We start from the raw sequence: 12,666 nt of genomic DNA on the forward strand, positions 1-12,666 counted from the left end.
GTTGCACGGTGCGGACTGTCGGAAGAAAGATGCTCACCGGGCGCAACCGACACGGCACTTATGAACGTCTAGCAAAGGGACGACGGTCCAGGGGAGGTTCCATGAAGCATGTCCGGATCACTTCCCGACTTGTCGCCGTGATGGTGGTCGCGCTGGTCGGTGCCGGTGCGTGCGCGTTCGATCCGCAGGCCGGCGGGGGTGGCGGCGGGGGAGCCGCCCCGGCAGGTGCGGCGGAACAGTCAACGGGGGCGAGCGGCACGCCCGGGCCGGACCAGCGCGGCCGGCCCGCGACGACCGCGCCGACACGGACGCCGACGCCGAAGCCCACCCGGAGCGCCACGCCGAAGCCAACCCGCAGCACACCGACGGCACCGGCCACCAGCACCACCGCGCCGGCCGCGGGCTGCCCGCAGGGCGAGCACCAACGCGCGGTGGAGACCTACCTGGCCCGGTTGGGCGGGTTCGGGCCGGTGACCGTGGACGGCCGGCAGTCCGCCGCCGACTGCGCCGCGATCAAGAAGTTCCAGCGGCGGTACGGCATCCGCCCCGTCCAGGGTCGCGCCGGGCCGACCACCTACGACGTCCGCTGCAAGGCCGGCACGGGCACCACGTTCTGCGTCGATTTGACCCGGCAGACCGTCTGGGCCGTCCGGGGCGGCAAGGTGATCATGGCGCCGACGGTGACCCGCACCGGAATGTCCGGTTACCGCACTCCGGCCGGCACGTACACGGTCAACTACCGCAACCGGAAGGAATGGTCCGACCCGTACGAGGTGTGGCTGCCGTACTGGCAGCACTTCACCCAGGGGATGGGCTTCCACGAGACCACCACCTACCTGCACGAGAAGTCGATCGGCTCGCACGGCTGCGTCAACCTGCTGCACGCCGACGCCGTCCGGATGTGGGAACTGGGGAAGGTGGGCACCCGCGTCGTGCTGATCGGCCGCCGCCCCGGCACCTGAGCGACCCGCCCGGATCGGGGTTTTAACCCCTGTCACACCGGTCCCGCGAGTGACACCCTGGGAGTCCAGGGCCGTACCGGGCGGGGAGGCTGGGCATGACGGTCGACCGTGACGTGATCAAAGCGCACGACCAGGTTCAACCCGACGAGGTGTCCCGCGCGACCGTGGTCGCGTACGCCGTCGCGGCAGCGCTCCTCGTCGGGTGGTTCCTGTTCGGTTGGCTGGTGCTGCGGCAGGGCTTCGTCGACTCGATCGGGGAGTCCGCCGGCGCCGGCTTCGCGCTGCTGCTGATCATCTCGGTCGTCGGCACCGTACGCCGCAGCCGACGCTGACCGGCGCGGCTCCGGTCAGTCCGCCACCACCGCTGCGGTGATCCGGTGCAGCGCGAAGGTGTGCAGCATCTCGGTCCGCTCGTCCTCGGCGCGTAGGTAGCCGGCGCCGATCGAGACCGGCTTGACCAGCCGGGACGCGGTCGCCCCGTGCGCGTCCACGTATCCCACCCAGACCAGCGCCCGGTCCCGCACGGCCTGCTGGAGCACGGCCAGCGCCTCGCTGTGCGTGTGTGCCGGCACCGGCCCGCCGCCGAGGCCGGCCGCCCCGCCGCGTACCACCGCCGGTGCCCGTCGGGCGGCCCGCGCCGCCGCCTCACCCCGCCGGATGTGCTCCACCACGCCCAGCAGCCGAGGCATGGGCAGCTTCGGGGTAGCCAGCGGATCCAACGTCCGGGTGGTCACCGGCACCCGGGCCGGAGCCCGCCGGATCCGTGGCCGGGACAGCACGGTGCTGCCGCTGCCGTCCTCCTGCGCCGGGGCGTACCCGGCGTCGCGCAACGCGCCCAGCAGCCGACCCACCTGGTACGGGGTGGTCAGCACCGTCGGGGCGAGCCGGCGCAGCGTCAGCGACTCCAGCCGCCGGTCGGCCAGCACCTCGCTGAGCAGCGTCTCGTCGTCGCTGCGCAGGTACGCCCCGGCCAGGCCGACCCGCAACCCGCCGTGCTTGCGGGCCACGTCGTCCACCAGATAGGTGAGCCCCTGCGGCACCGGGGTGCGGGACCGCCGCCGGAACACGTCGTGCAGGTCGTCGGCCGAGTAGCCGGCATCCAACGCCCGCCGCACGCTCGCCGTCGTGACCCGGTGCACGCTGGCCCCGCCGGCCGACTCGAGTTCGGTCATCGCCTCCAGCTCGGCGGCGAGCGCCGGCTCGGGTGGCCCGGGCACCACCACCGTCAGGTCGGCCTGCACCAGGAGGTGGTCGACCGGGGCGGGCAGCAGCGCGTCCAGCGCCCGTGCCGCGCTGGACGGGTCACCGCTCTCGGCGTCGGCGTGCAGCCCCAGCGGGTCGCCGCCGCCCGGCTCGTCGGCCGCAGTCAGGTCGGCCAGCAGCAGCCGGCCGTACGAGGTGAGCGCCCCCAGGCCGGTGACGCCGAGCTGCGCCGCCTCGGCCAGCACCTCCCGGTGGGCGGCCTCCCGGCCCCGGCTGCGTCGTGGCGCCCGCCAGTCCAGCAGGTCCTGCACCTCCTCCGGAGTGGGCGAGGCCGCCGGCTCCAGGTCGGCGAGTACGGCGAGCACCGCCCGCCGGGTGCCCGGCGCGCCGGCCCGCTCGGCCTCGGCGGAGAGCGCGGTGATCGGCCGGTCCCGGTCATCGCGCCGGCCGACCAGCCCGACCTGTCGGGTCATGGTCAGCCAGGCGCGGGCCAGCTGCTCCCAGCGCTCGGCCAGTGAGGCGGCCCGCCACACCTCGTACCCGCCGGTCGGCAGCACCTGCTGATCCGCCCCGTACCGGGTGGTGGTCGCGCCGGGCAACTCCAGCTCGCCGGCGAGCCCTGCCGCGTACGCCACCTCCAGCAGCAGCGCGCTGGTCGGCTCGTCCAGCCCGGCGGTACGGGCCAGTCGGCGCAGGTCCCGTACGCCGATGCCGCCCGAGCGCAGCACCGGCGCGGGTTCGGCGGCGAGCTGCTCCAGCAGCCCCTCGGTGTGCCGGACCACATCCATGGTCTGCCCGGCCCCGGCGGAGTCGACCGCCTTCGCCTCGCGCGGCGCGGCGGCCACCGGCGGCGGGCTGGTGCGCAGCGGCCCGAGCGGACCGCTGTCGCGGCGCAGCAGCAGGCCGACCTCGCGAGGCAGCTCGACCGTGCCGGTGGTCGTCGACGAGCCGGCCGAGATGGGGACGAGCAGCCGGTTGTCGACCAGCCAGCGCACCGGGGAGCCGGTCGGCGCGCCACCGTTGGTCGGGTCGGAGAGCAGGGCGTCCTCCGCGCCGAGCGGCGGCGCGGACAACGCACCCGGGGGCACGCTGCCCACCGGTGGCCCGGCCGCCAACCGGTCCAGGATCGCCCGGGCCGAGGGAGGCGCGGCGAGCAGCGTCCGCCGGAGCTTCGCCGGGTCCGCGCATAGCGCGGCCGTGCGCGGGTCCAGCTCCGCGGCCGGCCGGCCCAGCCCGGCGGGGTACGGGGACACCTCGTCGACAGCGGCCACCACCTGGAGCGCGTGCTCCGGGCCGTACAGCAGGAAGAGCGCGCGCAGCCGGCCGACGGCGGCGCGGATGGTCGTCGGCGCCGGCGGTCGCGGCCCGGCGGTCGCCATGGCGAGCACGGCCTCGGTGGCCGTGGTGCCCTCGTCCGGGTCCCGGGTCAGCCGGGCGGCGTCGAGGATCTGGAGGGTGAACTGGTCCAGCCCATCCAGCGCGCGGGCCACCGAGACCCGGGACTGTGCCCGGATGGCCAGGGCGGAGATGTCGGCCGGCACGGGCACGACGAGGTCCGGCCGCAGCTGAAGGAGCGCGGCCAGCGACTCGTCGGGAAGCGACCGCAGGTGGTCGGCGAGTGAGGTGGTCATCGTCTTACCACGCTAGCCCGGCACCGGGCCGTCGCGCCCCTCGGACGTCCGCCCGGCCGGCCGTCGCCTGTACGTTTCTCGGCATGCCCGCACTGACCGTCGGATTCGACCTCGACATGACGCTGGTGGACTCCCGCCCTGGCATCGCCGCGACCTACCGGGCGCTGACCGTCAGGACCGGTGTGCCGGTGGACGCCGACCTGGCGGTGTCCCGGCTGGGTCCGCCGCTGCGCACCGAGATCGCGCGCTGGTTCCCGCCGGAGCAGGTCGAGTCGGCCGTGCACGTGTACCGCGAGCTGTACCCGGCGTACGCGATCACCCCGACGGTGCCGTTGCCCGGCGCGCGGGCGGCGATCGACGCCATCCGCGCTCGGGGCGGCCGGGTGCTGGTCGTCACGTCCAAGATCGGCCGGCTGGCCCGGCTGCACCTGGATCACCTCGGTCTCGCGGTCGACGAGCTGGCTGGCGACCTGTTCGCCGAGGAGAAGGCGACCGCCCTGCGGGAGCATGGGGCGACCCACTATGTCGGGGATCACGTGGCGGACATGGTGGCGGCGAGGGTGGCCGGGGTGCCCGGAATCGGCGTCGCGACCGGGCCATGTTCCCCGGACGAGCTGCGCGCCGCCGGGGCGGAAGTGGTGTTGGACGACCTCACCGGATTCCCAGCGGCGCTGGACGGCATGATCCAGCTAGCCTTGGAGCAGTAGCGGCTCAAGTGAAGCAGGGGTTTTCAGGTGCCTACGGGTCGAGTGAAGTGGTACGACACGGCCAAGGGATACGGCTTCGTCACGAGTGACGAGGGCGGCGACGTGTTCCTGCCCAAGGGCGCGCTGCCGGCGGGCGTCACCGACCTCAAGGGTGGTCAGCGGGTCGACTTCAGCGTGGTCGACAGCCGCCGGGGCGCGCAGGCCATGGGAGTCAAGCTGCTGGACGCGCCGCCGTCGATGGCGGAGCTGCGGCGCCGGCCGGCCGAGGAACTGCACGGCCTCGTCGAGGACATGATCAAGGTGCTGGAGGCGAAGGTCCAGCCGGACCTGCGCCGGGGTCGGTATCCGGACAAGAAGGCCGCGCAGAAGATCGCTCAGCTGGTCCACGCGGTCGCGCGCGAGCTGGAGGTCTGAGGCACCAGCCCGGCGTCGGCGGCGCGGTCGAGCAGCGCCGTGACCGCGGCGAAACCGGCCTCGCCCAGGTCGGCGGTGAACTCGTTGACGTAGAGGCCGATGTGCCGGTCCACCACGTCGAGTTCCATCTCCTGGGCGTGCGCGAGCACGTACTCCCGGCTGGCCGCCGGGTCCGCCCAGGCTTGCCGGACCGACTCGCGGACCCAGCCGGCCGCGGCCTCCGGGTCCACCGCGCCGCGCCGGGCCAGGATCGCGCCGAGCGGGATGGGCAGGCCGGTGTCGGCCTCCCACCACTCGCCGAGGTCGACCAGCGCGGTCAGGCCGTGCCGGTGGTAGGTGAACCGGGCCTCGTGGATGACCAGCCCGGCGTCGTAGCGGCCGGCCGCGACGCCCGGCATGATCTCGTGGAACGGAACCACCTCGATCCGGGCCGGCGGCCGCCCCGCCGACCAGAGCCGGAACAACAGGTACGCGGTGGTCCGGTCGCCCGGCACCGCCACCGTGGCGCCGGTCAGGTCGGTGCGGTCCGGCCCGCCGGTGCCGTCGCCCCGGGTGAGCACCAGCGGCCCGCACCCGCGACCGAGGGCGCCGCCGCAGGGCAGCAGGTGGTAGTCGTCGAGCAGCCACGGCAGCGCCGCGAAGCTCACCTTCACCAGGTCGAATGCGCCCCGCTCGGCCGCCGTGTTGGTGACGTCCACGTCGGCGTACGTCACCTCGACCGGCGGCGCGCCCGGCACCCGGCCGTGCACCAGAGCGTGGAAGACGAACGTGTCGTTGGGGCAGGGCGAGATCGCGAGGGAGAGCGCCACGCCTCCACGTTAGCCCTGCCCCCGCGCGCGAGTCCGTTGCGGTCCCGCGCCTGTGATCTGCCGAGCGCGCGGCGGCCGAGTCAGACGCCGGTCAGTCGGGTTGATCCACCACCCGAGCGGCCGTCCCGCGAGCCTGCACGCCCGCGGCCGCACGCCCCTGCATCTCCTGGCACTCGCTGCCGGCTGCTCGCCAGGCACTGTCAGGGCATGGGAGGTCCCTGCTACTCCCTGTAGAGCTGCCCCATCTGTGGGGCGCGGTGCCTGTGGATGGTCGTGCTTGGTGGCGGTAGCTGGTGGCCGCGGCGGTGGCGGGTGGCGATGATGGCTTCCGGGTCGTGGGTCTGTCCCGGGTGTCCGTCGGCCCGCCCCATCAATGGGGCAGCTCTACAGGCACTGACAAGGGATACGCACAGTGGCACCGGCGCTGTCCACAGGGTTGTCCACAGGCGGGAGGGATGCTGTTGACGGTGCCAGGCTGAGCGGAAAACCATGAACAGGTGACAACCGGGAAGGGTGCGATCGACGTGGGGGCGGCTCTGCGAGATCTTCGTCGGCGCGTCGACCTGAGCCAGCGGGAGTTGGCCGAGCGGTCCGGGGTCCCGAAGAGCACGCTGGCTCGTATTGAGGCGGGGCAGGGCGGCGAGCCGGCGTTCCGGACGGTGGAGCGTCTGGTTCGGGCGGCAGGCGGCGAGCTTGCGCTCAGGCTGCCCGGCGACCCGTGCTCCACCCCGGGCGGCGGACCGCCGAGCCTGTCGGACGACGAACCAAGGGACGAGGCTGGACGCCGCTACCCTGCGCACCTCGACGTCCGTCGGGTCCGGACCCTGAGGGACTGGCCGGGTGCCTGGTGGGTGCATTCGTACACGCTCCCGGAGCGGTTGTGGCCGGTGCGCGTTCCAGAGCTGACCTACGACCTGGATCGAGCGCGGCGAGACGAGCGGCGGTGGCGGGATCGGACGCGTGCCCAGGTGACGTTTCGACGTGCGTTTGAAGGACTGCCGGCCACGTCCTGGCGCTTTCTCGCCGAGGTCCCCGGGGTCGGGCCTGTCGGTGAGCTGAGGGCCCACGAGCGGAGCACGGACCTCCTCCTGGGAGAGGAGCTGGGCGACCAGCGTGAGCTGGTGTTGGAGGGCGTGGTCGTTGCTCCCGGCCTACGGGTGCTCGGCATCGGGCGGGAGCTGATCGGGCTGCTGGCCGAGGAGATGGCGCTGACCGGCATTCGGACCGCCCACGCAATTGCCGAGTTCGGCAACGTGGAGTTTCTGCTCGCCTGCGGGTTCGAGCTGCAGGCGAGTCGGCCGTCGGCGCTGACCCTCGAAGTCTGAGCCGTGCAGCGGGTCAGCGCAGCGCCGAGGCGGCCGTGGTCAGGGCGGTGAGGGCCTCGCGCAGCCGCCACGCATCCCGGTCGCGGGGGCCGATCGGGTTGGAGATGGTGCGTAGCTCGCCGAAGGGCACTCCGGCCTGCGCCGCGGCGACGGCCACCCCGTACCCCTCCATGGCCTCGGCGACCGCCCCCGGATGCCGGCGGCGCAGGTGTTCGGTGCTGGCTGCGGTGCCGGTGACCGTGCTGACGGTGAGCACCGGGCCGGTCGTGGCGGACGGCAGGGCGGCCCGTAGCGCCGCCAGCAGCCGCGGATCGGCCGGCACCACACTGCCGCCGCCGAGCAGCGCGGGCGGCATGCCCAGCTCGTCGACGGGGATGAAGCCGTCCGGCGACTCGGCGCCCAGGTCGGCGGCGATGCTGGCGCTGCCGAGCACGGTGTCGCCGACCGCGACCCGCCCGACGAAGCCGCCGGCCACGCCGGCGCTGACCACCGCGCGGTACGGGCGTCCGGCCGCCTCGGCCAGCGCCAACAGTCGGGCGGTGGCGGCGCCGGCCACGGCCGGGCCCACCCCGACCGGGGCCACGGTGACGGTGGCGTCGGTCAGCCCCGCGCGGACCGCGTCCGCCTCGGCGGGCACCGCCGTCACGACGAGCAGGCGGCCGATCACGACAGCGGCCCGGGGGACTCCCGGCGGGTCTCATCGTCCGCGCCGCCACCCGGTCCGCCGACCGCCGAGGAGGGGCGGTAGATGTGGTAGCCCGGTGGGGCGAGCCCCGGGTCGTCGTACTTCGGCGAGCCGGCCGGGGGCGGTGCCGGCGAGGTGGGCGCCGGGTCCCCCGAATCGTCCGTCGACTCGTCCTCGGTCAGCTCGTCGTCACCCAGCGGCCGACCGGCCAGCTTCTCGCCGCGCAGCCGTGCCGCGACCAGCACACCACGGACTGCGGCCAGGACGCCCACCCCGGCGGCGACCGCGATGCCGGTACGACCGTCGAACGGGACCAGCCCGAGCCCGCCGCCGGCCACGAAGGCGAGCATCAGCACCGTCTCCGAGTGGGCGAAGGAACTGGCTCGCAGCCGCTCCGGGATGCGCTCCTGGATCGAGGCGTCCACGGCGAGCTTGGCCACCCCACTGACCAGCGCGGTGACCAGGCAGAGCAGGGCCACCATCGGCAGCGAGAAGCGGATGACGGTGAGCACGGCCACCCCGGCTACGATGATCATGCTGCTGGACTGGATGGCGGTCGGCCGGTGGATGCGCAGACGGGTGCCGACGGCGGTGGCCAGGAAACTGCCGACCGCCAGCGCGCCGCCGACCAGCCCCAGCGCCCACTCGGCGCCCAGGTCCCGGCCGAACACCACCGTCGTGAGGTCCCCCTTCTTGATGGCGAAGGCGAGGAACAGCAGCAGGAAGCCGTAGACCGCGCGCAGGGTCGCGGAGCCGATCAGGGTGGCGATCACCAGCCGGCCGGCGGGTCGGCCCCGGCCCAGCGGGCGGTCGCCCCGGCGGCGGCCCAGCGCCCGCAGCGGCCGTGGGACCCGTTCCGGTGGCTCCGAATCCGCCTTCGGTGGCAGGCGCAGGGAGATCACCATGCCGATCAGGAAGATCACCGACGCGACCCGCAGCGGCCACTGCGGCCCGAACCAGAACGCCGCCAGCCCGATCGGGGCCACCAGCGCGCCCGCCACCGTGCCGTAAACGCTGGCCCGCGCCCCCACCTGGGAGAGGCCGAGCCCTTCCGGCAGGAGCCGGGGCACCGCCGCCGACCGGGCCACGCCGTACGCCCGGGACAACGCGAGCACCCCGAACGCGGCCGGATACAGCCCGAAGCCGTGGATGTAGTCGGAGATCAACCAGGCCAGGAAGGCCCGGCCGAGCATGGTGGCGGCCAGGGCGTACCGCCGGCCGTGCCGGAAGTGGTCCAGCAGCGGGCCCACCACGGGGGCGAGCATCGCGAACGGCACCATGGTCACCAGCAGGTAGAGCGCGACCTTGCTGCGGGCCTCGCCCAGCGGCACGTTGAAGAAGATCGTCCCGGCCAGGCCGATGGCGATCAGGGTGTCGCCGGCGCAGGACACGGCGTGCAGGTCGAACAGGCGGACCATGCCGACCTCGCCGCCCGCGCCCCGGGCCCGGGCCCGGCCGGCCCGGCGGGTCACCCAGCGCCCGCTGCCCACCGAACCACGCAACAGCAGCCGGATGGTGCGGATGCCGGTGCCGACGGTGCGCCCGAGGACGGATCGCCCGGAGCGGGAGTACGACGGCATGTGCACCATCCTCGCCCATCTGATCCAGGTGCGCCGCAGCACCGCGGTGAAAGGTTCCCCGGGAGTCCCTGTCACCTCTGTCGGGCGCATGGGGAACAATGGTGAAGTGACCAGGCCCGCATCCACCCGCGCAGCCCGTCTCGACCAGGTCTGCGCCGCTGCCGTCGAGGTGGCCCGCGCCGGCATCACCGAGGTGGACGCCGACGACGTCGGCGACCACCTGCAGGTCGTGGCCGAGGGCGACCGGCTGGTCACCCACTACTTTGAATGCCGACTCGCCGGCTACCGCGGCTGGCGTTGGGCGGTCACCGTCACCCGGGTGCCGCGCAGCCGCACGGTGACAATCTGCGAGACGGTGCTGCTGCCCGGCCCCGACGCGCTGCTGGCGCCGGGCTGGCTGCCCTGGCAGGAGCGGCTCAAGCCCGGCGACCTGGGCCCGGGTGACCTGCTCCCGACCCCGCCGGACGACGAACGGCTGGCCCCCGCCTACCTGCTCTCCGACGACCCGGCGGTCGAGGAGACGGCCTGGGAGCTGGGCCTCGGTCGGGCCCGGGTGCTCTCCCGGGAGGGCCGCGCCGACGCGGCGCAGCGTTGGTACGACGGCGACCACGGCCCCGCCGCGGCGATCTCCGCCGCTGCCCCGGCCGCCGCTCGCTGCGGCACCTGCGGCTTCTACCTGCCGCTGGCCGGCGCGATGCGGCAGGCCTTCGGCGCGTGCGGCAACTTCTACGCCCCCGACGACGGCCGGGTGGTGAGCGCCGACCACGGCTGCGGCGCCCACTCCGAGACGCTGATCGAGGCGGCCGAGACCGCGGTGGAGGAACTGCCCACGGTCTACGACGACAGCGCGGTGGAGGCCATGTCGGTGAGCCGCGCCCCGGGTTCGGTGGAGGCGACCGAGCCGGCGGAGCCGTACGGGCACTCCTGACGGTCCGCGCCGGGTGTCCCGGCGCGCCCGGCTGGGTCAGCTCGCGCGGCGGCGGCGGCGTCGGTTGGCGTCGTGCCGCATCATCACGGCGAGGCCGGGGAAGCCCCACAGGAATCCGGCCAGGCAGGTCCAGAGCCAGTTCTCGTGATCGTGCTCGGTCAGCCAGCCCCGGAAGAAGATCAACAGGACCAGCCCGGCCACTGCCCACCCGATCAGCCCGGCGACGGCGAACGGCACCATCGGCGGGTCCAGCGGCTCGGGCCGCGGAGGCTGCTCGTTCGGCACCCGGCAAGCGTACGCGATCAACTTCCCCTGCCCGCCGGTGATCTGGGACGATGCGCGCGACAACCGGAAGATCACCTGCGAGGACCTGATGGCAGTAACGCCGCCCGAGAACGGCACACCACCCGACCCCGCTCATCCGCGTAACGGCTTCGACCGGTTCTTCGAGATTTCCGCCCGTGGCTCGACGTTGAGCCGCGAGGTACGCGGTGGCCTGGCGACCTTCTTCACGATGGCGTACATCGTGGTGCTCAACCCGCTGATCCTGGGCGGCGCCGTCGACGGCGACGGCAAGACCCTTCCGATTCCCGCGCTGGCCGCGGCGACCGCGTTGGTCGCCGGCCTGATGACGATCCTGATGGGTGTGGTGGGCCGGTTCCCGCTGGCGCTCGCCGCCGGTCTGGGCGTCAACGCGCTGGTGGCGTACGAGATCGCGCCGGAGATGACCTGGGCCGACGCGATGGGCCTTGTGGTGATCGAAGGTGTGATCATCGCGGTGCTGGTGCTGACCGGCCTGCGGACCGCGGTGTTCCGCTCGGTGCCGACCCAGATGAAGACCGCGATCGGGGTGGGCATCGGCCTCTTCCTGACCATCATCGGTCTGGTGGACGCGGGCTTCGTCCGGCGGATCCCGGACGCCGCCAACACCACCGTCCCGGTCGGCCTGGGCATCGGTGGCAAGCTGGTGAGCTGGCCGATTCTGGTCTTCGTGGTGGGTCTGCTGCTCACCCTGGTGCTGGTGGTCCGCCGGGTGAAGGGTGCGATCCTGATCGGCATCCTTGCCTCGACCGTGCTGGCCGTGATCGTCGAGGCGATCGGCAACATCGGCCCGTCCTTCGTCAACGGTCAGCCGAACCCCAAGGGCTGGTCGCTGAACGTGCCGGAGCTGCCGAAGACGGTGGTCGACCTGCCGGACCTGTCGTTGCTCGGCAAGTTCAACGTGCTCGACTCGTGGGGCCGGGCCGGCTGGCTGGTCGTGCTGATGTTCGTCTTCACCCTGCTCATCACGGACTTCTTCGACACCATGGGCACGATGGTGGCGGTCGGCCAGGAGGGCGGCCTGCTCGACGAGCGGGGCACCCCGCCAAAGGCCAAGGAGATCCTGCTGGTCGACTCGATCGCCGCCGCGGCCGGCGGCGCGGCCAGCACCTCCAGCAACACGTCGTACATCGAGAGTGCCGCCGGTGTCGCGGAGGGCGCCCGGACCGGGGCGGCCAACCTGGTCACCGGCGTGCTCTTCCTGCTGGCGATGTTCCTGGCGCCGCTGGTGGTGGTCGTGCCGTTCGAGGCGGCCTCGACGGCCCTGGTGGTGGTCGGCTTCCTGATGATGACCGCGGTGCGGACGATCGACTGGTCCGACTACGAGATCGCCATCCCGGCGTTCCTCACGATCGTGCTGATGCCGTTCACCTACTCGATCTCGAACGGGATCGGCGCCGGCCTGATCACCTTCGTGGTGGTCAAGCTGGCCAGGGGTAAGGCCCGGGAGGTCCACCCGCTGCTGTACGGGGTCGCCGCGTTGTTCGTGCTGTACTTCCTGCGCGGGCCGATCGAGTCCCTGGTGCTCTGACGCACGTCCGGGCGCGGGATCCGAATCGGATTCCCCGCCCGGAACAGCACTAACGTCCTCGTGAGCCTGGTCATATCGGATGTCGTTAGCCAGGCTCATTAGTTAAGCTAACTATCGTGACGGAGCGGACGGTGACGGCGGAACGCGTGCCACCGGCGCAGCTGGCTCCCCAGTTGCGTGATGCGATCACCCGACTCAACCGGCGGGTCCGCCAGGCCCGACCGGTCGGCGACCTCACGGTCACCCAGGTCTCCGCGCTCACCAGCCTGCGGCTGGCGGGCGCGCTGACGCCCCGGGAACTGGCCGACGTGGAGCGGGTGCAGCCACCGACGATGACCAAGATCGTCGCGAAGTTGGAGGACCGCGGCCTCGTGCAGCGGACCCCCCATCCGACCGACGGCCGGCAGGTCATCCTCGCGGCGACCGAAGGAGGGCAGGCCGTGCTCGACCAGTTCGAGCGGGCCCGCGATGAGTGGCTGGCCCACCGGCTGGCCGCGCTCGACGATGACGAACGGGAGACCCTGCAGAGGGCCGCCCAGCTTCTTCAGCAGCTCGCTCGCGCCTGAGCCG

Annotated in this window: 13 protein-coding genes and 1 pseudogene; 9 read left to right on the forward strand and 5 right to left on the reverse strand. The window is 73.3% G+C overall.

Annotated elements, in window-relative coordinates:
- Nucleotides 1-101: 101 nt before the first annotated feature.
- Nucleotides 102-962, forward strand: a complete 861-nt coding sequence (locus BUS84_RS25590; protein ID WP_074316234.1) for a L,D-transpeptidase family protein — start codon at nucleotides 102-104, stop codon at nucleotides 960-962.
- Nucleotides 963-1,057: 95 nt separating this feature from the next.
- A complete protein-coding gene (locus BUS84_RS25595; protein ID WP_074316236.1) occupies nucleotides 1,058-1,294 on the forward strand; it encodes a hypothetical protein in 237 nt (78 codons plus the stop codon).
- 15 nt (nucleotides 1,295-1,309) lie between these two features.
- Here the strand turns inward: BUS84_RS25595 and BUS84_RS25600 are convergent, their stop codons facing one another.
- A complete protein-coding gene (locus BUS84_RS25600; protein ID WP_074316238.1) occupies nucleotides 1,310-3,796 on the reverse strand; it encodes a helicase-associated domain-containing protein in 2,487 nt (828 codons plus the stop codon).
- 83 nt (nucleotides 3,797-3,879) lie between these two features.
- On the opposite strand from BUS84_RS25600, the gene BUS84_RS25605 reads away from it, so the two are divergent.
- The gene (locus tag BUS84_RS25605; RefSeq protein ID WP_074316240.1) at nucleotides 3,880-4,503 is read left to right on the forward strand and encodes an HAD family hydrolase; all 624 of its coding nucleotides are present in this window, start codon (nucleotides 3,880-3,882) and stop codon (nucleotides 4,501-4,503) included.
- A 27-nt stretch (nucleotides 4,504-4,530) separates the two neighbouring features.
- Nucleotides 4,531-4,917, forward strand: a complete 387-nt coding sequence (locus tag BUS84_RS25610; RefSeq protein WP_074316242.1) for a cold-shock protein — start codon at nucleotides 4,531-4,533, stop codon at nucleotides 4,915-4,917.
- On the opposite strand, the gene BUS84_RS25615 is transcribed toward BUS84_RS25610, so the two are convergent.
- A complete protein-coding gene (locus BUS84_RS25615; protein WP_074316243.1) occupies nucleotides 4,878-5,726 on the reverse strand; it encodes a 1,4-dihydroxy-6-naphtoate synthase in 849 nt (282 codons plus the stop codon). The two genes, BUS84_RS25610 and BUS84_RS25615, sit on opposite strands and share 40 nt — an antisense overlap.
- A gap of 524 nt (nucleotides 5,727-6,250) precedes the next feature.
- On the opposite strand from BUS84_RS25615, the pseudogene BUS84_RS40175 reads away from it, so the two are divergent.
- Both BUS84_RS40175 and BUS84_RS40180 read left to right on the forward strand, forming a co-directional pair.
- Nucleotides 6,251-6,367, forward strand: a pseudogene (locus BUS84_RS40175) (helix-turn-helix transcriptional regulator); the annotation flags it as partial.
- 327 nt (nucleotides 6,368-6,694) lie between these two features.
- Complete coding sequence (locus BUS84_RS40180; protein ID WP_244298937.1) at nucleotides 6,695-7,051, forward strand: GNAT family N-acetyltransferase; 357 nt, start codon at nucleotides 6,695-6,697, stop codon at nucleotides 7,049-7,051.
- A gap of 13 nt (nucleotides 7,052-7,064) precedes the next feature.
- Here the strand turns inward: BUS84_RS40180 and BUS84_RS25625 are convergent, their stop codons facing one another.
- Both BUS84_RS25625 and BUS84_RS25630 read right to left on the reverse strand, forming a co-directional pair.
- Nucleotides 7,065-7,715, reverse strand: a complete 651-nt coding sequence (locus BUS84_RS25625; RefSeq protein WP_074319109.1) for a futalosine hydrolase — start codon at nucleotides 7,713-7,715, stop codon at nucleotides 7,065-7,067.
- Nucleotides 7,715-9,316 (reverse strand): MFS transporter, encoded by a 1,602-nt coding sequence (locus BUS84_RS25630; RefSeq protein ID WP_074316245.1) that lies wholly within the window; start codon nucleotides 9,314-9,316, stop codon nucleotides 7,715-7,717. Before BUS84_RS25630 ends, BUS84_RS25625 begins: the two co-directional genes overlap by 1 nt.
- Between BUS84_RS25630 and BUS84_RS25635 the strand changes: the two genes are divergently transcribed.
- Nucleotides 9,315-10,244 carry a DUF3027 domain-containing protein gene (locus tag BUS84_RS25635; protein ID WP_425293508.1) on the forward strand — a complete coding sequence of 310 codons (930 nt, stop codon included), beginning with the start codon at nucleotides 9,315-9,317 and terminating at the stop codon, nucleotides 10,242-10,244. The genes BUS84_RS25630 and BUS84_RS25635 overlap by 2 nt on opposite strands.
- Nucleotides 10,245-10,280: 36 nt before the next feature.
- On the opposite strand, the gene BUS84_RS25640 is transcribed toward BUS84_RS25635, so the two are convergent.
- Complete coding sequence (locus tag BUS84_RS25640) at nucleotides 10,281-10,529, reverse strand: DUF2530 domain-containing protein (protein WP_074316247.1); 249 nt, start codon at nucleotides 10,527-10,529, stop codon at nucleotides 10,281-10,283.
- A gap of 88 nt (nucleotides 10,530-10,617) precedes the next feature.
- On the opposite strand from BUS84_RS25640, the gene BUS84_RS25645 reads away from it, so the two are divergent.
- Both BUS84_RS25645 and BUS84_RS25650 read left to right on the forward strand, forming a co-directional pair.
- Nucleotides 10,618-12,096 carry an NCS2 family permease gene (locus BUS84_RS25645; RefSeq protein ID WP_074319111.1) on the forward strand — a complete coding sequence of 493 codons (1,479 nt, stop codon included), beginning with the start codon at nucleotides 10,618-10,620 and terminating at the stop codon, nucleotides 12,094-12,096.
- A 116-nt stretch (nucleotides 12,097-12,212) separates the two neighbouring features.
- The gene (locus BUS84_RS25650; protein WP_208869731.1) at nucleotides 12,213-12,662 is read left to right on the forward strand and encodes a MarR family winged helix-turn-helix transcriptional regulator; all 450 of its coding nucleotides are present in this window, start codon (nucleotides 12,213-12,215) and stop codon (nucleotides 12,660-12,662) included.
- Nucleotides 12,663-12,666: the final 4 nt, after the last annotated feature.

Source organism: Micromonospora cremea (assembly GCF_900143515.1).
Taxonomy (GTDB): Bacteria; Actinomycetota; Actinomycetes; order Mycobacteriales; family Micromonosporaceae; genus Micromonospora; species Micromonospora cremea.